General features: G+C 61.0%; 35 protein-coding genes. 13 read left to right on the plus strand and 22 right to left on the minus strand.

The features are described 5' to 3' along the window. Positions 1-373: 373 nt before the first annotated feature. From NDI89_RS22890 to NDI89_RS22955, 14 genes are all read right to left on the minus strand, one after another. Complete coding sequence (locus NDI89_RS22890; protein ID WP_277525071.1) at positions 374-1012, minus strand: hypothetical protein; 639 nt, start codon at positions 1010-1012, stop codon at positions 374-376. Continuing rightward, positions 1012-1440 carry an SGNH/GDSL hydrolase family protein gene (locus NDI89_RS22895; RefSeq protein WP_277525073.1) on the minus strand — a complete coding sequence of 143 codons (429 nt, stop codon included), beginning with the start codon at positions 1438-1440 and terminating at the stop codon, positions 1012-1014. The genes NDI89_RS22890 and NDI89_RS22895 overlap by 1 nt, the downstream gene beginning before the upstream one ends. Next, entirely contained in the window at positions 1433-1663 is a 231-nt protein-coding gene (locus tag NDI89_RS22900; RefSeq protein ID WP_277525075.1) for a hypothetical protein, read from the minus strand. Before NDI89_RS22900 ends, NDI89_RS22895 begins: the two co-directional genes overlap by 8 nt. Next, entirely contained in the window at positions 1660-1866 is a 207-nt protein-coding gene (locus NDI89_RS22905; protein ID WP_277525077.1) for a hypothetical protein, read from the minus strand. Before NDI89_RS22905 ends, NDI89_RS22900 begins: the two co-directional genes overlap by 4 nt. After that, a complete protein-coding gene (locus tag NDI89_RS22910) occupies positions 1863-2687 on the minus strand; it encodes a DNA cytosine methyltransferase (protein ID WP_277525156.1) in 825 nt (274 codons plus the stop codon). The genes NDI89_RS22905 and NDI89_RS22910 overlap by 4 nt, the downstream gene beginning before the upstream one ends. Positions 2688-2713: 26 nt before the next feature. Beyond that, a complete protein-coding gene (locus tag NDI89_RS22915; RefSeq protein ID WP_277525079.1) occupies positions 2714-3571 on the minus strand; it encodes a hypothetical protein in 858 nt (285 codons plus the stop codon). Next, complete coding sequence (locus tag NDI89_RS22920) at positions 3568-4377, minus strand: hypothetical protein (RefSeq protein WP_277525080.1); 810 nt, start codon at positions 4375-4377, stop codon at positions 3568-3570. The genes NDI89_RS22915 and NDI89_RS22920 overlap by 4 nt, the downstream gene beginning before the upstream one ends. After that, positions 4374-5252, minus strand: coding sequence for a hypothetical protein (locus tag NDI89_RS22925; RefSeq protein ID WP_277525083.1), 879 nt, complete (start codon positions 5250-5252; stop codon positions 4374-4376). The genes NDI89_RS22920 and NDI89_RS22925 overlap by 4 nt, the downstream gene beginning before the upstream one ends. Continuing rightward, positions 5252-5662, minus strand: a complete 411-nt coding sequence (locus NDI89_RS22930; protein ID WP_277525086.1) for a hypothetical protein — start codon at positions 5660-5662, stop codon at positions 5252-5254. Before NDI89_RS22930 ends, NDI89_RS22925 begins: the two co-directional genes overlap by 1 nt. Next, the gene (locus tag NDI89_RS22935; protein WP_277525088.1) at positions 5659-6024 is read right to left on the minus strand and encodes a hypothetical protein; all 366 of its coding nucleotides are present in this window, start codon (positions 6022-6024) and stop codon (positions 5659-5661) included. The genes NDI89_RS22930 and NDI89_RS22935 overlap by 4 nt, the downstream gene beginning before the upstream one ends. After that, entirely contained in the window at positions 6021-6278 is a 258-nt protein-coding gene (locus tag NDI89_RS22940; protein ID WP_277525090.1) for a hypothetical protein, read from the minus strand. Before NDI89_RS22940 ends, NDI89_RS22935 begins: the two co-directional genes overlap by 4 nt. After that, positions 6275-6466 carry a hypothetical protein gene (locus NDI89_RS22945; protein WP_277525092.1) on the minus strand — a complete coding sequence of 64 codons (192 nt, stop codon included), beginning with the start codon at positions 6464-6466 and terminating at the stop codon, positions 6275-6277. The genes NDI89_RS22940 and NDI89_RS22945 overlap by 4 nt, the downstream gene beginning before the upstream one ends. Next, a complete protein-coding gene (locus tag NDI89_RS22950; protein ID WP_277525158.1) occupies positions 6467-6796 on the minus strand; it encodes a PadR family transcriptional regulator in 330 nt (109 codons plus the stop codon). A 393-nt stretch (positions 6797-7189) separates the two neighbouring features. Then, entirely contained in the window at positions 7190-7402 is a 213-nt protein-coding gene (locus NDI89_RS22955) for a hypothetical protein (RefSeq protein ID WP_277525094.1), read from the minus strand. Positions 7403-8309: 907 nt separating this feature from the next. On the opposite strand from NDI89_RS22955, the gene NDI89_RS22960 reads away from it, so the two are divergent. Continuing rightward, positions 8310-8654: a helix-turn-helix domain-containing protein gene (locus tag NDI89_RS22960; protein WP_277525096.1), complete on the plus strand. Its 345-nt coding sequence runs from the start codon at positions 8310-8312 to the stop codon at positions 8652-8654. Here NDI89_RS22960 and NDI89_RS22965 read toward each other — a convergent pair whose 3' ends face one another. Next, a complete protein-coding gene (locus NDI89_RS22965; RefSeq protein WP_277525098.1) occupies positions 8655-9461 on the minus strand; it encodes a DUF4352 domain-containing protein in 807 nt (268 codons plus the stop codon). A 110-nt stretch (positions 9462-9571) separates the two neighbouring features. Then, positions 9572-10852 carry a DNA double-strand break repair nuclease NurA gene (locus NDI89_RS22970; protein WP_277525099.1) on the minus strand — a complete coding sequence of 427 codons (1281 nt, stop codon included), beginning with the start codon at positions 10850-10852 and terminating at the stop codon, positions 9572-9574. Positions 10853-10961: 109 nt separating this feature from the next. Here NDI89_RS22970 and NDI89_RS22975 point away from each other — a divergent pair, with 109 nt between their 5' ends. Then, on the plus strand, positions 10962-11261 hold the full coding sequence (locus NDI89_RS22975; RefSeq protein ID WP_277525101.1) for a type II toxin-antitoxin system HicB family antitoxin: 300 nt from the start codon (positions 10962-10964) through the stop codon (positions 11259-11261). Between the two features lie 3 nt (positions 11262-11264). Next, positions 11265-11513: a type II toxin-antitoxin system HicA family toxin gene (locus tag NDI89_RS22980; RefSeq protein WP_277525104.1), complete on the plus strand. Its 249-nt coding sequence runs from the start codon at positions 11265-11267 to the stop codon at positions 11511-11513. Here NDI89_RS22980 and NDI89_RS22985 read toward each other — a convergent pair. The 6 genes from NDI89_RS22985 to NDI89_RS23010 all read right to left on the minus strand — a co-directional run bounded on the left by NDI89_RS22985 (position 11501) and on the right by NDI89_RS23010 (position 13632). Further along, positions 11501-11659 carry a hypothetical protein gene (locus NDI89_RS22985; RefSeq protein ID WP_277525105.1) on the minus strand — a complete coding sequence of 53 codons (159 nt, stop codon included), beginning with the start codon at positions 11657-11659 and terminating at the stop codon, positions 11501-11503. The two genes, NDI89_RS22980 and NDI89_RS22985, sit on opposite strands and share 13 nt — an antisense overlap. A 207-nt stretch (positions 11660-11866) precedes the next feature. Further along, positions 11867-12106 carry a hypothetical protein gene (locus NDI89_RS22990; RefSeq protein WP_277525108.1) on the minus strand — a complete coding sequence of 80 codons (240 nt, stop codon included), beginning with the start codon at positions 12104-12106 and terminating at the stop codon, positions 11867-11869. Continuing rightward, on the minus strand, positions 12103-12450 hold the full coding sequence (locus NDI89_RS22995) for a hypothetical protein (RefSeq protein WP_277525110.1): 348 nt from the start codon (positions 12448-12450) through the stop codon (positions 12103-12105). Before NDI89_RS22995 ends, NDI89_RS22990 begins: the two co-directional genes overlap by 4 nt. Then, positions 12450-12866 carry a hypothetical protein gene (locus NDI89_RS23000; RefSeq protein ID WP_277525112.1) on the minus strand — a complete coding sequence of 139 codons (417 nt, stop codon included), beginning with the start codon at positions 12864-12866 and terminating at the stop codon, positions 12450-12452. Before NDI89_RS23000 ends, NDI89_RS22995 begins: the two co-directional genes overlap by 1 nt. Further along, on the minus strand, positions 12866-13351 hold the full coding sequence (locus NDI89_RS23005) for a hypothetical protein (RefSeq protein ID WP_277525114.1): 486 nt from the start codon (positions 13349-13351) through the stop codon (positions 12866-12868). Before NDI89_RS23005 ends, NDI89_RS23000 begins: the two co-directional genes overlap by 1 nt. Beyond that, positions 13348-13632, minus strand: coding sequence for a hypothetical protein (locus NDI89_RS23010; RefSeq protein WP_277525116.1), 285 nt, complete (start codon positions 13630-13632; stop codon positions 13348-13350). Before NDI89_RS23010 ends, NDI89_RS23005 begins: the two co-directional genes overlap by 4 nt. Positions 13633-13869: 237 nt before the next feature. Here NDI89_RS23010 and NDI89_RS23015 point away from each other — a divergent pair, with 237 nt between their 5' ends. The 10 genes from NDI89_RS23015 to NDI89_RS23060 all read left to right on the plus strand — a co-directional run bounded on the left by NDI89_RS23015 (position 13870) and on the right by NDI89_RS23060 (position 19937). Continuing rightward, positions 13870-14232, plus strand: a complete 363-nt coding sequence (locus NDI89_RS23015; protein ID WP_277525118.1) for a hypothetical protein — start codon at positions 13870-13872, stop codon at positions 14230-14232. Then, entirely contained in the window at positions 14225-14401 is a 177-nt protein-coding gene (locus NDI89_RS23020; protein WP_277525120.1) for a hypothetical protein, read from the plus strand. Before NDI89_RS23015 ends, NDI89_RS23020 begins: the two co-directional genes overlap by 8 nt. Continuing rightward, positions 14394-15515, plus strand: coding sequence for a DHH family phosphoesterase (locus tag NDI89_RS23025; protein WP_277525122.1), 1122 nt, complete (start codon positions 14394-14396; stop codon positions 15513-15515). Before NDI89_RS23020 ends, NDI89_RS23025 begins: the two co-directional genes overlap by 8 nt. Before the next feature lie 539 nt (positions 15516-16054). Further along, complete coding sequence (locus tag NDI89_RS23030) at positions 16055-16219, plus strand: hypothetical protein (protein ID WP_277525124.1); 165 nt, start codon at positions 16055-16057, stop codon at positions 16217-16219. Beyond that, positions 16206-16796 carry a hypothetical protein gene (locus NDI89_RS23035; RefSeq protein WP_277525126.1) on the plus strand — a complete coding sequence of 197 codons (591 nt, stop codon included), beginning with the start codon at positions 16206-16208 and terminating at the stop codon, positions 16794-16796. Before NDI89_RS23030 ends, NDI89_RS23035 begins: the two co-directional genes overlap by 14 nt. Positions 16797-16940: 144 nt before the next feature. After that, positions 16941-18752 carry a DEAD/DEAH box helicase gene (locus tag NDI89_RS23040; protein WP_277525129.1) on the plus strand — a complete coding sequence of 604 codons (1812 nt, stop codon included), beginning with the start codon at positions 16941-16943 and terminating at the stop codon, positions 18750-18752. After that, entirely contained in the window at positions 18749-19078 is a 330-nt protein-coding gene (locus NDI89_RS23045; protein ID WP_277525131.1) for a hypothetical protein, read from the plus strand. The genes NDI89_RS23040 and NDI89_RS23045 overlap by 4 nt, the downstream gene beginning before the upstream one ends. Next, positions 19075-19419 (plus strand): DUF3307 domain-containing protein, encoded by a 345-nt coding sequence (locus tag NDI89_RS23050; RefSeq protein ID WP_277525132.1) that lies wholly within the window; start codon positions 19075-19077, stop codon positions 19417-19419. The genes NDI89_RS23045 and NDI89_RS23050 overlap by 4 nt, the downstream gene beginning before the upstream one ends. Beyond that, a complete protein-coding gene (locus NDI89_RS23055) occupies positions 19412-19642 on the plus strand; it encodes a hypothetical protein (RefSeq protein ID WP_277525133.1) in 231 nt (76 codons plus the stop codon). The genes NDI89_RS23050 and NDI89_RS23055 overlap by 8 nt, the downstream gene beginning before the upstream one ends. Then, entirely contained in the window at positions 19635-19937 is a 303-nt protein-coding gene (locus NDI89_RS23060; RefSeq protein WP_277525135.1) for a hypothetical protein, read from the plus strand. Before NDI89_RS23055 ends, NDI89_RS23060 begins: the two co-directional genes overlap by 8 nt. Positions 19938-19946 lie beyond the last annotated feature (9 nt).

Below are 19946 nucleotides of genomic sequence, written 5' to 3' on the forward strand. Positions count from 1 at the left end.
TTTTGACCGGACGTGTATCACAGCGCCGCCGCTCTTCGTCCGGTAGGCTTATGTGGAGAAACGTGCAAGAGCCAGATATCCTACCCCCTGGCTCTAACGTTCTCCAGCGACGCGTGTGTTCTTCGTTGGCTCTTGCTTGCTGTCTCCCTTGTTGTCGGTAACCGTACTTAAAATGCATAGTCCTGTCTGACGGAGTCATTGTTGGTCTCTACCCTGTTCGTCTCCACAGAAGGGGCAGAAGCTCGCTGCGGCGGTTATCGTCTTCCCGCAGCCATCGCACTCCTGACTGTAGCTCACAGCGACCACCCGTACGCGATGGTCGCGAGCAGCACGATCCCGACCGCGAGCGTGAGGAGTCCGCGCTCCGTTGGGCTCACGGGAGCTCACCTCCTTCGATCTCGACGGGAAACCAGCGCTGCTCCTCACCGGCGATCTTCAGTCCAATCTTCGGGACGCCGTCCTCGCCGGGCAGACATTCCTCGTTACGGATCTCAGCAGTCCGACCTTCGCCCACCAAATAGTCTGGATCCCAGTCATCGGCAGTTGCGAGCGAGGAGATACGGCGCTGTGGCTCGTCACCAGTCCGGCGCGAGTCCGTGGTCTTCGCCGGCGTCCGGACGATTAGTTGGTCGGCCTCGCAGAACCTCTGGGGCAGCCAGATCCCTTCCTCGTATACCGGTAGCGGTCTCCCTCGGAGTCCGACCACGTTGTGGACCGCTTCGCGAATGAGGTCCTCGTCGACGTCGAGGTCCTCGAGGTTCTCGAACTTCGTTCGCGACGTCCACTCGATCAGCGTGATCGCGTCGGAGTCGATCGTCACGCAGTGATCGTCGAGATCGTGGTTGTAGCAGAGGTCTCCCTCGCTAGCCGACGCACGGCACCGGTCACCGTCGTTCGTGATGCCGCGGCAGCGCCCAGCCTTGTACTTGTAGCGACTGTCGCTGCTATCTCCTTCCTCGGTACCGGTTTCCGACTGTTCGATCCCGCCGCCGAACTGCGAGAGGTCGGACATCACGCCCGACCACCCCGATCGATCTCTTCGCGGTCGAAGACTTCCTCACAGATCTTGCACTCGATACCGTCAACGTCCCTGGGGTTCCGGATCGCGTCGGTGGTGCAGTCACACGGCAGGATCGTATCGGACTCCTTCGCGACCTCTCGGTGCTTCTCAACGATTTCTGCAGCGGCTTGATTGACCGTCCACAGATTGCGCCAGTCACCACCGCGAACTTGAGTCTTCCCGGCCAGGAGGATCACGTTGTGTTGCCTCAGCTGGCGCCACATCTTCTGGAGCTCCTCCGGGAACTCCTCGAGCCGGAGTTCGTCACCGGGATCGGGAAGCTCGTACAGATCGCGTGCGGAAGCTTGGACCCACTGATAATCGCCCTGCGAGAGCGGGTCCGTCACAGGTTCTTGGTCAGCGGAGTCTGTCTCAGTCATCGGTTGTCGACCCTCCGATGACGTGCCGGACCTCGCCGGCGTCGAAGTCGACGATCGTGTTCGTGACCTGGAGGCCGTGATCGTCGACGAGGTCGTGGATGCCCTCAGTCTCGATCTCGCTGCGGCCGTCGTGGTCACGGCAGCTGACGACGATATCGCCGCCGTCGCGACCGACGGAGACGTCGTCCAACTGCATGGCCTCGAGGAGGAACGCGTCGCTCACGCTTTCTCACCTCCGTCAGTCGCAACGCTCCGATCGCCGTCAGCGCCATCGAGCAGGCACCGGAAGCACGGGAGTGCGTCGACGTCGGCGTCTGGGCCTGGGCAATCGACCGTCCCGTTACGACACTCGTCAGTTTGATCGCCGACGCCGGCGTCGCTGCGGGCGGCGTCGACGGAGCCGTAGTGCCAGCCAGCGCGGCTCATGCCGCCATCCCCTCCTGGATGATCTGCTCGAGCATCGCATCCAGCGTCTCCGGGTCGTCCCCGAACGCGTCGAGCGTCGCCTGGTCGGGCTCGTTGAGGTCGTGGCGTTCGCGGAAGAACTCCGGATGCTTGATCTCCCCCGGCTTCGCGCCGATGTGGATCTGAGGATTGCCTTCTTCGGGCATCCCCATCACGTCGACGCGTTTGCCGATGACGATCACGCGCTCGCGGTGCTGCGGGACGCCGTAGTCGGCTGCGTCGACCTTCTCCCAGGTGACGTGGTAGCCGCCGGCGGCGAAGTTCTCACAGACTTCCATGATCGCCTCGCCGTCGTGCATCGTCGCCAGACCAGGGACGTTCTCCATCACGAAGGACACGGGTTTGGCCTGGTGGACGATCCGGACCATCTCGAGGTAGAGCTCGTTGCGCGGATCGTCCTCTTCGCGCTTCCCGATGTGCGAAAAGCCCTGGCAGGGCGGCCCGCCGGAGATCGTGGTGATCTCCCCGATGCCTTTGCCTGCGGCCTCGAGGATCTCCCAGGTCGCGACCTTCGTGATGTCGCGCTCCATCAGGACAGGTGGCTCGTCCTGATCGCCGTGATCGCCGTCGATCAGGTTCCGCCGGAAGGTGTCGGCGGCGTGTTCGCCCTGCTCGACTGCGACGAGGTTCTTGAACCCCGCTCGAGCGAACCCAAGGTCGAAGCCACCGATGCCGCTGAAGAGGCTGACGTGCGTCGGTGGGTCGGTATAGCCGATCCGTTGCTGGATCTCCGACGGCTCGTCGTACTGCTGGGATCCGAGGAACTGGCTGGTCTCGAGCATCGAGTGGCGAGTCGGCGCTGCGTCGCTCATGCCGACTCACCTCGGTAATCCCAATTTCGCACATGGTCTGGCACATCCCGATCGCCGACACGAGATGGATCTCGGCCGTCTTTCGGGTACTGGATGACATGGCCACGCGGTGGGTGCCGTTCCTCGGCGTACTCCTGCTCGCCGACCGGGATCCAGTAACCCTCGCCGGGAACAGGGTCACAGTCGGGACCGACGCCGATGTGAAGGTATCCAACTGCATCCTCGAGAGGGACGCTTAGATCCCTCTCTGGGACGTGACTGGTGCCTCCGTCGGTCACGACGGGCTGTTCCAGGTAGGTGATCTCGGTGTCAGTTTTCCGAGCGTATTCGATCTCCGACTGCGTGGAGTCGCCGATGTAGCCGTCGACGTTGATGACGTGGATGCGGTCTGCGAGGTCGATTTTCTGCTTGTGCAGTGCATCGAGCATCTCCTTCTCCTCGTCGGAGAACTCGTGGCCATCAGCGTGGCCGAATAAGCCGACGGAAAGGACAACCTTCCCTTCCATCGTAAACCGGCGGTTCGCCGCCCGATACTCGTCTTTGAACCGCGTGGAACCACAGAGGCAAACGACCTCGGGGCGGTCAGTGCCGCCATTCGTCGCGACCTCGTAGTCGCCCGCGTCCTCGAGCTTCTCCTCGGCGGCATCCAGATCGTCGAGGACGAGGAGCGTGTGATCCCCGCGGATCATCTCCTTGGTAGCCTGGGTGGTCAGCTCTTCGATCTCGGCAGCGGTCTCGACGTCGTAGCGATCAGCCAGCAGCTCGGGCTCGAGTCCATCGCCGATCGGGACGCGGGCCTCGGTCAGCCGCTCCTGCCAGTGCTCGGCAACGCTTTTCTCGTCGGTGTCGCTCACGCCGCGTCACCTCCGATACCGTCTCCCTCACGTGCGATCTCTGGCGTCTCCCGCAGGTAGCCGCGGGCCGGACAGTAGATCTCACCGTGCGAGTGAAGCCAGTCGACCGTCTCGAAGATTGCGCTGAACGAAACCTCGCTCTCTTCCAGGACGGCCTCGATGAGCGCGCCGATCGGCGCGCCGTGCTTGCCTTCGTCATCGAGGGAATCGATCTGCTCGAGGACGATTACGTCGGTCGTCTTGGTCTGGCCGCCGTCGGTCACGACCTCGCGCTTGCCGTCACGCTCGGCTGACTCAACTGGATTGACGTGTGCGAGTGACTCGACGTCGTCGCAGCGACCCCAGCCGCCGTCGTTCAGGGCCCGATCGCCAATCTGGCGCTGGACCTGGCAACGTGCATCCCACCCGGACGATCCCGGCGAGAGGCTGCGGTCGGCACCTTCTTCGAAGCGGATCCGGAACTCGGCGCCGTTCTCTCGAGTCTGGTTCTCGACGACCAGCCACTTCTTGAAGCGACCGATGCCGTCTGGGCTTGACTCTTCGCGCTCGATATCGGTGACTGTGAACGGCTCGCTGCGGTCGTTCCAGACGACTTTGTCGCCGACTTCGAGAGAGTTGATCAGGACCGCGAAGTGTTCGGGGTTGTTCGGCGCCGAGATCCGGGCGTAGTACTCGTAGCCGCCATCGGCCATGAGGTCGTCCGACTCGTCTGTCTCGGTCTCGCTACCGACCAGATCCTTTCCACACTTCTGACACCGGTAGCCAGCCTCGGGATCCTCCCCGCAGACGGGGCAGATCTCGGTCATGCTGGCACCTCTCCGGTCTCGAGAACGTGGTCACGGCAGACCACGCACAGCTTCATGACGTCGCCGCTCTCGGTGTCGACGAGCGTCTTCTGGATCGAGTCGGTCTCCCGGTCGCAGTTCTCGCACTCGCCGGCCTCGCCATCGCTGCCGTCCTGATCGGTCTCGTCCGACTCGCGCTTCTCCTTGATCTCGCGGAGGAACTGCTGGTCATCACCGCGGTCGATCTCGAGGTACGGCAGGATCTCCTCACCGACCCACTTCGCGAAGACATCCGCGTTCGTGACGTTGTACGCGGCCACGTAGCCGGACGCGGCGACCATCCCGCGGACGTAGCTACCGTTCCAGTCGTAGGTGAAGCCGACTGCACTCTTGCCTTCGACTGGCATGTTGTGCGTCGCGACGTCGTCGTGGTACTGCGCACCAGCGCGATCGGCATCATGGCCGTCCTCTTCGGACTGCGAGTAGCTGACCGCCCAGACGCTGGCGTCGTCACGACGCTCGAGGTCTTCGGCCCACGCATCGAGCCGGATCAGTGCGTCTTGCGGGACGACGCCTTCCGTGCCGACGAACCAGTCGAACAGGAACTCCCCATCTGACGAGCTGATGCCGACCCAGCCGTCTTTGAGATCGGCGTACCAGTCCGTCTGGACCTTCTCTGTGACCTCGATCGTCTCCTCGAGGATTGCTTTCTTGGTCGGTGCCGGGACCTTCCGTTCCTCGATGATACGGCCGGCGGCTTGGCCGTGGTAGATCGTCTGCCCGTCGAGGTACTCCGTCCCCTCGACGTCGATCGCCGGGAACTCGCCGGTCATCCGCGGCTCGAGTTCGCCCGTGTTGGGCTCGCCCTCGAGCACGTAGAGGATCGCGGCGTGCATTAGGCGTCACCTCCGACGCAGATATCGAGTTCGGTCAGAATCTCGTCCGTGAGTTTCCGTGCGCCGGTCTTGTCGGTCTTGACGACTTTTCCGGCGATTTTCAGTAGAACATCGCCATCATCCGTCTCGTGGCAGGCGATGTCGATATGGCTCTCGCGCAGCTGAGCAATCTCGCTCTTCGAGACGACTTCACCGAGTTCAACACGGCCGCTGCGGAACCACGTGACTTCGACCGTGACGCCCTCACCGTGGCGCTTTCGGATCTCCGAAGCCGCTTTATCGACGAGGTTTCCGTGTTCGGACTCGCTAAGCCACTCCGATGCGGCGTCAACGCTCAGGCTAAGTCCGTACTCCGTCAGCTCGAGTTCCCCTTTGATCGGGAACGGTGTCTCAACGTCGTCGACGATCATGCCGACTCACCCGCTTCGATCTCGGCACCGTCGTCGCCGATCGCTTGCTCGTACGCCTCGCTGATGTGATCGCTGTGCTCGGACGGAACCAGCAGTCGGACCGCGTGTTCGAACGATCGGGGGCGGTCTTCGCTGGGATCGCCGTCGACGGCGAGCGCCCGACCCATCATCGTCTCGATGAAGTCGTAGGCGACCGCTTCACTCGCGCACTCAAGATCGCAGTAGCCGTCCGTCTGACTGACGACGAACGACGGCTCATCTTCGGGGTTGAAGACGTGGAGGACGATCTCGTCGCGATCGCCGTCTTCGACCGCCTCGCGAGCGCGGCTCGGAAGGTCCGCACCACAGTGTCCACAGTTCATGCGGACTCACCTCCGTTGAATCCAACTGCGACAGTGTAGGAGCTCGCGATCCACTCATCATCGGACTGCTCGCCCGTGACGAGGTAGCGGTGTGCGCCGAGCATCGGGCCGCCCTTCAGCGGCTCGAGCGTCTCGGCGCGGGCCTCGGCGTCGTCGAAGCGCTGGGCAACCTTGAGCCGGCGGACCAGCGCTGCCGTCTCGTCGACGTCGTCCTCGAGGACCTCACCGGTGGAGTCGTCGGTCTCAAAACTCACGCCGACTCACCTCCGTTAACCTCGAGCTCGTCGGCGAGGGCACGCAGCGCCCCGGCCGGCGTGTCGGAGCCGAGCGTCACATCGACGCTGTCGGCCGTCGCAGTCCAGCGGACGACTTCCTCGTCTCCCTCGCGCGTCAGCGACTGCTCGAGGGTGACGTCATGGGACTCGAGATCGGGGGATGGCATCTACTCCCCACCTCCGTTGTCTTCGTTGGCGTGACTGTTCTGCCACTCGAGATCGTTTTCGACAAACGCTCGACCCGCGTCAGTCAGCTCGTAGTTGTTCGTTCGTCTGTCGAGTTGACTCTTCTCGACGAGCCCGTAATCGATGAGGCCGTCGAGGTTCGGGTAGAGCCGTCCGTGGTTTACCTTCTCCCCGTAGTAGTCCTCGAGCTCGCGCTTGACCGCGAGTCCGTACCGATCCTCCTCGGCAAGAATCTCGAGAATCCGCGTCTGGAACTTCGACACGTCCTGACGGAGCTCGTGGACCTCCGCTGCCGAAAGATCGCTGCGGATCTGGCCGCCGTCCGTGGCGACCGTGGGTTTGTCGGCGATCGTGTCGAACTGGTCGGCCAGTGTGTGGAGTGCATCGCCCGGTGTCCGGCCAGTATGTTCGCCGTATGCCGGACCGCCGTCGACTCTTGCACACCACTCGTCGGTGGTCTGCTCGGAATCGAGTTGCTCGAGGACGATCTCGAGTGAGTCCTGTTGCTCGATTCGCTCAGTTGCGATGGCGGCCCGACTACTGGTGTCAGTGGCCGCTTCAGTTTCAACCGATTCGATACCGCTATCCGTTCCGGGGTTGTTCTCCCCGGTGGCTCCATGCGTCATTGTAATTGTGGCGTGTGGGGTTGGCCCCCTGCGCGCCCGGCCTCGGGTACCAAGCGATTCCGGTCGCGCAGGACAGGGCTAATTCTCGTTCTGTTCGTCAGCGTCGGGCCGTCGTAGCACGATCTCGTCGCCGCCGATGTCGGCCTCGAGTTCGACCTCGTCCTCTTCGCCGAACTCGGTGAATTCGAAGATAATCGGTGGGATGGTGATGACGCTTGTTCCGCCACCACCACTCCGGATCGGGCGTTCTCGACAGATCTTGTCTGCTGCTTCATTTGACCCTCTACTCATCAATACTCACTTTATTTTGGTTCATAATAGTCTCTTTGGTAGCACTGAGTCTAAATCTTATTTCTCTCTGACTTTGCCACGGTGCCTAACACTTATCATTCTGCGTTGTGATATACGAACTGAGGAAGATACATGAGTAAGAGTCAGCAAGTACCCCCCATGGGACGGAAAGTGGAGATTGATCGAGAGAACCAGACCATTCACGCGACTCGGGATCTGCGAGCATCTGGTGGAAGTACTGTGGTCTCGATTCCAGATGAGATCCTACAGTCCGTAGGGTTCGAAGAGGGAGACGAGCTTGAGCTTGTAGCTGATATGTTCGGCGATGAGATCCGCTTGCGGAAATCGCCGCACGATGGCCCCTCTCCAACAGGCGAGTAGCGCCTTTTCGCATAGATAGTCTGTTTCGAAGTATGATCATCGGCCACCTACCGTCGGTTTTCCGAACTGTCCCTTTGAATCGGCGTCCGGACCGACGAACTCGATCTCGTCTCGAGCGACGCGATCGCCGGTCTCGTTGTTGACCAGCTCATCGTACGTACGCCCGCAGGAACGGCATTCAAATTTGCCGTCGGTCACCCGCCAATTGGAGTGACGTTTCGGGCTTGGACAGACCCAGCGCCATTTCTGCAGAGGGTCACTGGTATCAACTCTGTACATATGCAGAGGGTCGCGTGATATCCTGTTTAAGTCTCGTGGATGCCGGAGTGAAAGTGAAAGTGACTGTGCAACTGATCTGACTTTGCGTTTTATCTACCGAATCCATTGGGCATCGCCAGTACGTGCAGACTACAGTCACTAAAGTGATATTGCTAGCGAATTACAGAGTTATACGTACGTACGCTCTGCTGTACGCACGTCATTCTAAAGGTGCATATGTACGTCTGACGAGTTAATCAGCAAAATTATGTCTAACTCGTCCAACGGACCGGACGAGCCCGAAATGCATCGGCAGGTGAGCTGGATGGTGGCCGCCGATGCGCTTATCCTCGAGTTTCTCTACTCAACGCGCGATCGCCGTGGGCGGCCGGCGATCCAGACACCGCGGACGATCCACCTCAACACGGGCTATTCCCGACAACACGCCAGTGGTCGCTGCAAGGTTCTCGTCGAATACGGTTTAGTCGAACAGACTGGCGAGGGCGAGTACCGGCTGACCGACTTCGGCGAGCAGGTCATGGCCGACGAGATTCCGCTCGAGGAGCTGGACGAGCTCGAGCCAACTGACGACCAGGACGTCGACGAAGAGTGACTACGTCTCCATCTCGATCGGCATCGAACCGTCCCGCTCGAAGCTAATCGAGACGGTTTCGTCGTAGAAGGCTTGATCCGATCCGCGGAGCGTCCCTTGCGTGGCATCCTCTGGAATCGAGAACACGACCCAGGCACGATACGTCGAACCAGACTCGAGTGCCACATTACTGAGCCCATTACCGCTGCCAAGCAAGCCCTGATAGTCGTGAACGACGCCACCGGACTCGAACTGGAACAGTTGCGGCGTCAGCTCGGTTTCGTTGGTCCCCTGGTTCTCGATCTCCATCCGGACGACGAGGTACTTCTGCCCGTCTTCGCTTGAATAGTGAGTCATCGAGTCCGGATCGGGGTTGACCGACGTCTGTGCCCGGGTGTTGTAGGTCACGGCGAGCTCGTGATCTGGTTGCTCGGCCTCGAGGTCCTGGTGCTCGACCGTGACGTTCGAAACCTCATCTCCGGGCCCGCTGACTGTGCCGGCAGATGTCATCGCGAGCAGCACGATCCCGGCGATGAGCAGGATTGTTGGGATGCCAGCGGCCGCTCCCGTCGAAAATTCGATCCCTGTCTGGTCCTGGAATACACGCCGCGTCTTCGGGATCGCAACGATGCCAGCAACGATCAGCACGACACCGCTGAGGAAGCTGGTGAAACAAACGAGTGCTCCGAAAAGTAGCATCGGGATCCCGAGCAAGTAGCCCAGAATCGACTTGAAAGTGAGTTTCATGAACAGGTCATTCGGCCTGCAACCAGTAAATGTTCTGGATAGTTGACTGGTCAAAGTCGCCTGTTCGATCTTAACCAACACGCAAGCCGTTTCCCGACCTGTGTTGGTTAATACCTGAGATGGCGGGGATTCAGAATTTCGACAATCAGCAGGAAAGGCCAGACAACACCGCCCCAGAATGACCGTCCCGATCAATCAGATAAATGAGGCCACCGATAGTCATCTTCGGTCTTGTCTTCGGGTGCGTTGAATTGCTTCTCGAGAGACTCTTTGAGTGAGTCCTTTTCTCCCCGCCCGATTTTGGCTAACTCGTCTGCCTTCTTAACGATCTGTGGTGGTCCACCTGCAACCGCAACGTCCTGGAGGAGCTGCAGCGTCAACCGATCACGGCGATCTTGCTCCTTCGTGAACACGTAGGGGGCTTCAACACGGTAGATAAGATCGCGTCGTGGGTCGTAGACCACGAAAAACGTAACCTCGTAATCCTCGTCGGGAAGCTTCTTTTCGATGCCGAGGGCGTTTCCATCGGTTGAAAGGGGCTGGTCTGTCCCTCCACGGGAGCGGAACCAGTTTGTGTACGTGAGCGCTGAGTCGTCACGCTCCCACCGCTCCCCAACAACATCGTCCACCCGTTCTCCGACTTCGAGGACGTGCGTGAAGAACGCTGCATCGTCGGCCCACGGGACGACGTCAACGTCATGATCACGTTTTACAGCTCGCGTAATCATTCGCCGCTGTGGGTTCTTCACGAACCCAGCAAGCGGGATCCCGCGCTCTTCAAACTCTTCAATGAGCCGAACATAGTTCTCTAGGACAGTCGTCGGACTCGGATTTTCAATGAGGAAGTTGGACGCGTCATGGTTTCGGTCGCCCCACCGAAGCATTCCTCGAGGATAGATGGGACCATCCAAAATGAGGAGATCAGAAACAGCATCTGAGTGGACGCGGGCATGTTCGCTTTCTGCGTAATACAGCGCCAGCGCATGGACAACGCCCCCAGCAACCCCTGATAGTGGCGGGATCTTCACCGCTCGCATTCGGCTGTAATCGTCGTCGAACGTATGCCACTCATCATTGACCTTCAGTTCGTGGTTGTTCGAGTGGAAGGTTGAGACGACCGTTCGCGACCGGTGCAGATCTAAATCAGATGGTGTTGTCGCCATCGCTGCCTGTGCGACGTCGACGACCAGCCCGTTTTTGAACTGTGTGGGGTTGATCGTTCCGGCATCGACAGCGTGTTGCGTCTCGAACGGTTGTTCGGCCAGGCCCGCATCTTCGATATTGATTCTGTGTCGCGACAACCCGTCTAATGACTCCAGAATCACCCGGTTCTTATTTGCATCCAAGAGCGGGTCAAGCGACTTGGACCACACTTTCTCTGCCACCTGCCGATGCTCTTGAACGTCCACGCCGTACTCGACGAACTCGGCAATCCTCGAGATACCGTCGAAGTGGACGGGATCAAGTGTCATAGTCAACAGAACAAACAGGTTCCTCAAAAAGAAGGTGGTTGTCACGTTATGCTGTCCCGTTCCGCAGCGGGCCGAATGCTTATCCACCCATCCCCCATACAGACAACCAATGAGTACGGACACTGGATCCAACGGCACACCACCTGTCGAAGAGCGAATCACGCTCACGAAAGAGGACGACTGGTGGGTTGCAAAAGACGAAGGAACAGGTGTCGCCAGTCAGGGGAAGACACGGACTGAAGCCCTCAAGAATCTCGATGAGGCCGTTGCTCTGTACAACGGTGAGGTCGGAGAGTCGATCGATTCTTGGGAAGAGGAGAAGGAGGTACTGGAAGATCTCGGACTCGATCCCGAGGAAGTGAAGGCGAATCGGGAAGCAGCTGATGGCCTTCCTGAGTTCATGCAGTGACGAATGCCGACAACTGATTTTTCAGGTCTCGACATCGTCAAGGCTCTGACCAAGAACCGGTTTCGGACCGTCGGTCGAGAGGGGAGTCACGTAAGGCTCCGGTACGAACACCCGACCAATTCCGACGATGTTCGCGTCGTCTCAGTCCCGATGCACGACCGGATCAAAACCGGCACGCTCCGGAATATCGCCGATCAATGTGGTGCAGAGGACTTCCACGCCTGGTGCGAATGGATCGATCAGTCCCGGTAGAGAGAATCGACAAGATCGTCAGTTGTGAGGTACTCGTCTTCCTCGAGTTCGTTGAGATTGGACGCACGCTCAGCGATGACCTCACGCTCATCAGGCAGCATTTCGTCCTCTGGTGGCTGCTGGCTAGCGCTTCGGTCAGTTGCCATACCTAATCTCAGTATGTACGTGTGTATATAGCTTTAGCTGCGAAAGAGTACTGGGGATTTAGAGGTGTTTCAACGGAGATTCGGAGTACCTTCTCCGGTACCGTTGTGCCGAATTAACCAACAAAACCGTCACACCCTCTCGCGTGTTGGTTAAGCTCTAAGACGTCGAAATTCTGGCGGAATACCTCGAGAGAAAACAGCGAACAGCTACTTCGCGACTGCGATCAGGAACGCGCCCTGTTGCTGCACTGATCCAACACCGCAGTCATGATCGGCCAGCGTCCCCAGCACGCCTGGCGGGATGCGGTCGACCTCGCGCTCAAGGACGATCTCGAGTGCTCGTGGAACCGCATCCGTGTCGTGCTCGACGACACGGGCATCGCGAACGGTCGGGTGCACGCCGACAGTCTCGGCGGCCGTCTCGAGGTCCGCGGTCTGGATACTCACTGCGACCACCTCGTGCGCTGAGCCTCGAGCGCGCGATCGACGTCGGCGTCGGCCGGTGGGCGGATCCGACCGAGGGCCATCAAGACCCTTGCACTGTGTTTGCAGCGGGCGATCTGCCCGCTTCCCGGCTTGCCCCGATGCATCCAGTCGTCGCACGTGCAACGGCCTGCGCGAAGATCAACAACGTACTCAGAGTACTCCGACCCACTGCCAGATCCGACGCCCCAGAGGCGCTCGGCGATCCGCCAGATCCCCATCGGCTGCTCGGCGCCGCGACGGTCGCGGGTGAGTGTCGCCTCGTCGATCCCGGCCGTTGGGTCGTGGGCGGACTCGGCGGCCGCCATCACGCGGTCACCTTCTCCCAGACGCCAGCTCGGTCAGCTGCCTCGGAGTGCCCCTGCAGCCAGTCACGAGCCTCGCACTTCGCGTCTTCAATCTCGGCGTCGTCCCAGTCGTCGCCCCAGTCGTCAATGACCTCGAGCATGTCGGCAAGCGCAGCGGCGGTGACTTCGTCGACGACGTCATCAATGTGACCGTCGACCGTCTCCGCTGCACCGAAGACGTCCATCCGGCGGTCTTCGAGATCTTCGTCGGCCGATAGCTCGTAGACGTCCTCTGCGACCGAGACGTACCGCTGGAGGTCAGGCCCGTGATCGTGGTGGCCCTGGACTGTCTCGTAGACTTTGTTGTGGCAGATCGTCGCGTCGAACGCGTTCGCGCGCTTGTGGGCGAGTTCGTTGAGTCGCTTCCGCGCCTGCATCACTTCTCACCTCCGTCGTCACCGTCGCGATCGTGGACGCGATGAACAACCTCGAGACGACTCTTCGGGAACGCGAACTTCTTCTTCCCCTCGATGGTGAGATCTTTTCGATTCGGGTAGACGACCTCGACGACGTCATCGTCCGGTGGGTACTCTGTGTTGACGTCCGCGACTGTTGGGCCGTCTTCCATCTCGTACGCGTCGGCTTGGAGCGTGTCGAGATTGACTACTACCATCGTCGCGTCGGGGTTCTGTTCGTCCTCGACGTGATCGCCAACGTCGATCGGCTGCGTCTCGCCGCCGTCAGTCGCGACGGCCGAACCGTCATCAGCGACGATGATCTTCGAGCCGTCTGTCTCTTCGACCGTCGGCTCGTAGCCGGCGACCGCGCGAGCCTCCGCCCGGATACGCATCTCGCGAGCGGCCTCGCGCTCGAGTTCCTCCGCGCGCTGTGCGACAGCTTCGTGATCTGTAACGACCGTCATTGGTCGACACCTCCGTCGGTCGCAACTGCCTGCCCGCCGATCGGCCCGATGTAGCGCCGGCGTCGTGCCCCGCAGTCGGGACAGGCGCAGTCGCCGTCGTGGTTGTACTCCGTTCCGCAGTTGGTACACTCGACGCGCTTCGTCTCGACGTCCTCCTGGTCGTCTTCGTCGTCCTCGAAGTAGTCCGAAGGGACGCCGTACCGGTTCTCGAGCGAGCAGTCCTTACAGATCCGCCGGTTCGGACTAGTCAGTTGTCCGCACTGTTTGCATTTGCGCGTCATCAGTTGACCTCCTGTGCTTCCGAAACCGTTTCGAGGGTTCGCGTTTGAACGTTCATTGCTGTTTCACAGCACGGGGTCGGTGTCTTCAGCACCGGCCTCAGATTCTCCGAGGTGTTCCGTGCTTACTCAACAGTACAGGCGCCATTGCTATAAATGTTTGCTTTGTCAAGTACGTGCGTATTAGCTATACCAAACATTTAATCCGTCAAGGAACATGGTCAAGTCGAGGGCAGAGAAATGAACCTGAAAATGGCTCACGAACCCAACGACGCCGACGGGTTAATCCTCAACACGCTTACCGAAGGGCGAAATTCACCGCAGAATCTCGCCGATAAGCTGGATTACTCTCGGCAATATGTACAGAACCGGCTCCAACTACTCAACGCGGCCGAGTTTGTTGAGAACATCGGCGGCGGCCTCTATGAACTCACAGACAAGGGGCGTGACGAGATTGGTGCACCCGAACGCGACCAACTTGAGCGCGTGGCCGACGCGCTAGACGAGATCGAGGCAGCATTCGAACGCGGCGATCCAGAGGCAGCACGCGCAGCGCTCGAGCAAGCCCAAGAAGCAATCTCAGACACTAATTCCAATGACTAATCGACAAGTTACGTTCCGTATCGACACGCAGGCCGAGTTCGACCTCCCAGAGCCGTGGGATGTGCAAGACCTCCGCGACGCGCTTGCGGAGATGGATCCAGAACAGATCCAGGAACTGGTCCTCGATGGCGAACTCGAGGTATGGGATTGGGAGGCGACCGATGATTGACGACGCACTACTCTCTCGCGAGACGCTGGACTACGACGAGTGGGTCCAGACACCGCAGCCAGAACACCTGGTCCCGGACTCGATCGAGCGCAAGCGCGCTCGCGAACAGTTCCGATCGCGTCTCAACGCGCCGACGGATGCCGTCGTGATCAGCCATACGGACGCGGATGGCCTGAGTAGCGCGGCACTTCTAACGAACCACCTTGAGCGTACGCTCGACACTATCGATGTCGCCGTCAAGACGATCGACTACAACGGACCCTACCGCTTCGAACACGTCGTTGAAGACTTACTCGAGACGGGTGTCCACAGCACGCCGATCTTCATCAGTGACTTTGCGCTCGACAACGAGTCGGTTGTCGACGATCTCGGAACCCTCGCGAACGCTCGCGATTGTTCCATCATCTGGTACGACCACCACCAATGGGATGAGGGGCTTGTGGCAGATCTTGAGGCTGCCGGTATCAGCGTCGTGATCGACGAGGACGAGTGTGCGGCGTCGCTGATCGAACGAGAACTCGGCCCGTTCGATGATCTCTACAAGGACCTCGCCGAGTGTACGAAGGACATCGACCTCTGGATCAAAGACGATCCCCGCAGCGAGCGGCTCAACGTCTTCGCGTCGCTCGTCGACGGTCCGTGGGAGTACATCGACGTCGTCCTTGAGCACGGCGCCAACCTTCCCGACGACGTCCAGGAGCGAATCGACGAGCGCCTCGAGCGCGATCGCGAGCTCGAGCAGGCGGCGATCGAGAACCGGGTCGTGTACGGTGTCGGCGGATACGACGTTGCGATCACGTACGTCCGTGGCGGCCGCTCGAACCAGATCGGGAACGACCTGGTCGAAGAGATGGACCACGACATCGCGATCATCCAGAAGCCCCACGGCGGGATGGGGATCTACTCGCACTCCGATCGCGAGACGTTCGCGAAGTGCCACGAGATCGCCGACCAACTGGGCGGCGGTGGGCATCCCACGGCCGCCGGCTGCGAGGTCCCGGTCGAGACGTTCCGCGACCTTGCCGACTTTTGGAAGACTTGTGGGGTGTCGGTCCGGGAGGATTTGCTTGAGGCAGTCATCGCGGTCGTCAACGAAGACGGTGATCCAGAGTGACGACGATGGTTATCCTGGCGAACGACGGTTGGGGGACGCACTTCGAAAGCGTTCGCGGCGTTACGCTCTGCGGGAAGACGCTCGACCTCTCGAGAGAGGACGTCCATCGCGAAGAGTACAATCTCCCAGACCGAGCGGGCCCGGATTGTGACCACCCGCACATCACACTTTGCTCGGACTGTCACAGTATCCGGAACCGAAACCACGTGGAGCGTGTTGCGCTATGACCGTGAGTGAGCACTCCTCGAGCGGTACCGATCACTCGAGCGGCCGGAACCTCTTGCTTCCACAGGAGCACTGGGCCCGTCCAATCGGACGAATTCGCCCCGACAAGAGCACCTTTGCGGCATACACTGACCCGCAGCACTCACAGACACCGACGACGCGCTTGTGCTGTGTCATATTGTTCACCCAGTTCGTCAACGCAATCTTGATTAGCGACTATATCGTTATCGATTTCTGTTTACGCAAGACTAGCTCTGTTCACCTATGCCAGTCACTACAGACAATCACTGATCGCGACGGAGGTGACACGCCCGATGCAGAGTGACGGCACTTACCGAACGGAGCCGTTCTGGAACTGTCTCGACTGCGGCTCGAGCATCGTCGAGACGCGAGAGATCGAGGTCGGCCCGCCGAACGCTGAGACTGTCGAGATGGAGTTCTGCGGGAACTGTGGGGGTGAGTACGATGCCAAGATGTGAAGCATGCGGCGGCACGATCCAGGGGATGCACGGATCAGCCCGTCCCAGAGACAAATGCATCGACGTCAGCCTCTTCGAGTTCGATGACGATGTCGGCCTCCGGACTGCGAAGCGGACCTACTTCTGCAGTGAGAAGTGTGCGATCCGCGGGATCGAGGAAGACATGCTCCTCACACAGGACGACTCACTGTTCTGGGTCGATCGACGCGGCGAAGGCCCGCAACTCTACCCCCAGCCAGAGGTCGAACCCCTCGTCCGCCGTGCCAAGGAGCTCCTCGAGGAAGCTGCCGAGCTCAACAACTGCGACGACGTCCTCGATCACCACCTGGATGAGGCGATCGAGAACGTGGCAGATGCTGAATCGACCCTCGAGGAGTATCCGGATGTCAGCTATCGCTGCCGACAGGCGGCACAGTCAGCGCTCGCAGACGTCGAAGATGGGGCGAAAGCGCACGACGCCGTTGCCGATGCATCCGTCGAGCACGGCGTTCCAGAGCAGCATGGTCGGGTCTGGGGACATCTTCAAGACGCACTTCCAGCGGAGGACCGATCGGGAGGAACCACCGATGCCGACTGACGTGAACATCTGCGATTGCGGTTGGCGAGAGTCACAAGGCGAGGACTCGTTCAATCCGCATCGCCAGCAGTGTCCGAAGTGTGGGGCATCGTTCTTCGACCGCGAAGAGATCCGCTGGTTCATGCCACAGGCAAGTGATTCAAGATGAGTACGACCTCTGAACCAGACCGCAGCGACGATCGCGACGGTGGCGACCTCTCCCTCGAGGAGATCGGTCGACGGATCCGACAGAGTTCCCCGCCGGAACTGGTCGAACTCGCCGACCGCCTCGAGGCGCTCGATCGGCAGCACGAAATCGCCCATGCCAGCGACGTCGTCGACGCCGATCGGGAGGAGCTCGACGAACGGATCCGACTCTACCCGAGCCAGCTGCGCGTCGCGGTCGATAACCCGACCGAGGATACGACGGGGACGCTCGGGAACTTCGCACACCTGGTCGAGACCAGCCACGACGGCGACGCCTCGATCTTCGAAACCGAGCCGATCGACGTCTGGACCTCACCCTACGAGCACGTCGACGAACTCGTGGCCGACTACGCTGGCGTCGCCGGCGAGCTCCCGGAGTCGGTCGAACAGCAGATTCGGCGGACGTGGGTGCGCGGCCATGCCTTCCGGCTACGAACCCACTCGGAAGGGTACACAGTACTCCGAGCGAAGGACGAAGATCTCTTCGAGGACGTCGCGAAGGAGCACCTCGAACACAATGACCACTACACGCAGTACCTCTCGGACACGGAGATGCGGATCAAGGCCGGCGCCGAGGGCGAGGTCAAGCAGACGCTCCACGATGCCGGCTATCCGCCGATCGACGAGCGCGACCTCGAGACCGGCGAGCCCCTGGACGTCGAGCTTCGCGACGATCTCGAGCTCCGGGACTACCAGCGTGAGTGGCGCGACCGGTTCCTCGAGGCAGGATCCGGTGTGATCGACGCGCCTCCGGGGTCGGGGAAGACGATCGCAGCGCTGTCCATCCTCGCGGATCTCGGTCAGCAGACGCTGATTCTCGCCCCCTCGCGCGAGCTCGTCAACCAGTGGTACGACGAGCTGACGACTCACCTCGAACTCCCCGGCGGCATCCACCAGAACACGAGGAACATCGGCCGCTACCACGGCGGTGAGAAGAACATCCGGCCGATCACGATCGCGACCTACGATATCGCCTCGAAGTCCCGACACGGTCGGAAGCTGTTCGACCGCGAATGGGGGCTAGTCGTCTTCGACGAGGCCCATCACGTCCCGGCCGAGATCTGGCGCCGGACCACGGACATCCAGTCCCGATCACGGCTGGGGCTGACGGCAACGCCGGTCCGATCAGACGGCAAGTCCGAGGAGATCTTCACGCTGATCGGTCGGCCGGTCACGTCGACGTGGGAAGAGCTGTACGCCGACGGCTGGGTCAACCGGCCGGACGTCGAGGTTCGGTTCGTCCCGTGGGCGACTGACGGCGCTCGCGAGGACTACCGCAGCGCCGAGGGGATCCAGACCATGATCACGGCCGCACAGAACCCTGCGAAGCTCGAGGAAACGCGCCGACTCGTCCGCGAGCATACCGCAGCCGGGGAGAAGGTCCTGATCTACTGCGGCTGGCGCGACCAGGGCGATCAGTACAGCGACGTGCTGGACGTTCCGTTCATCAGTGGCGAGACGAGCCACGACGATCGCGAAGACTACTACGCCCAGCTGCGGGAGGGCGACCTCGAGGCGCTGATCGTCTCCCGGATCGCCGACGAAGGGATCGACCTGCCCGACGTCGACGTCGTCATCATCGCGTCCATGCTGGGCGGGTCACGCCGACAGGGCACCCAGCGGGTTGGTCGGGTCATGCGACCGCTGGGTGGCTCTCAAGCGTACCTGCTGGCCACACGTGGCTCTCGAGAAGAAGAGTACGCCCGCTCGCAGATGGACTACCTGCGAGAGCGTGGAACGACGGTCACCGAAACGGAGGTCGACTCATGAGCGCCACCAACCAACCCCGAGCTGACGATCTCCCGAACGTGCGGTTCGTCGACCGCTTCGTCCACGACGGTGAGGTCTTCTACGCGAGCCGGACGGAGAACCGAACCGAACTGTACCGTGTGACCGGGACGGTCGACCTTGCGAGAGCGCTGCTGCAGCAGGAAGCCGTGATCTACGACGAGACGATCTGCCGATCGGCCCAGTACGAGGACCTGTACAGGACGGTCGATCTCTACCACCACATGGCCGGCCGCGTGGCGTCGATCACCGTCGACGCAGTCCTCGACGAGCCGGCGATCGCCCTCGAGGAGGTTGATCGACTGTGACCGACGATCGCCACGCCCTCGCGTTCTTGGCCGCGCACGCTGCGGGCGACTTCCCCCTGCAAACCGACTGGATGGCATCCCGGAAGTTCGACTCTCGGCTCGCTCGAGCCGCCCACGTGACTGTCTACACGGCCGCGTTCCTGCCGGCGGCCCGTCGGACCGACTGGTCGCGACGGCGCACTGCGACGTTTCTCGCGTTCCTGTGGGCGTCGCACTTCCTGGTCGACTCCCGGCGTTGGTATGAAAACCGAGACGGGTTCCCCACGCGAGCACTGTGGTTCGACCAGGCGCTGCATTTAATCGCCCTCGCAGTCGCTCTCGAGGTAGCAAACGATGACTGAGTCAGACTCGAACGACGTCCAGATCTACGCGTGTCCCTCGCCTGACGACTGTCCGTTCACTGGCACGGCGGACGAGCTGCTCGAGCACGTCAACAGCGAGCACTCCGGGGAGTACCGTCAAGACAACTGGCCAGACACTCCTGCCGGCCGGGCTGGTCGACCGGTGGTTGAACCGGACGACGAGGACGACGTCGACGATCAGCGCGGTGATCCGGATGGGTGACGAGTACGCCGACCACGAACTCGACGGCCGTGAGGAAACGCTCGAGCGCCTCGAGGCCGCTGCTCGCGAGCGCTGGGGGGAGAAGTGGGCGATCCGGGCGACGCACTTCGCGGACGGCACCACGCAGGCCTACGCCTTCCGCTCACGTGGCGTCGTCGACGACGATCGGGACGAGAAGACGCTCGAGCAAGAACGGTTGTACGTCAGCGATGAGAAAGCGGTATTCCGTCGCGTCCACCTGCACCATGAGGACGTCGTCGACGTGCTCGAGGAACGTGAATTCGATCACGACTAACCGTCTGTT

Source organism: Natrinema salsiterrestre (assembly GCF_029502005.1).
GTDB lineage: Archaea > Halobacteriota > Halobacteria > Halobacteriales > Natrialbaceae > Natrinema > Natrinema salsiterrestre.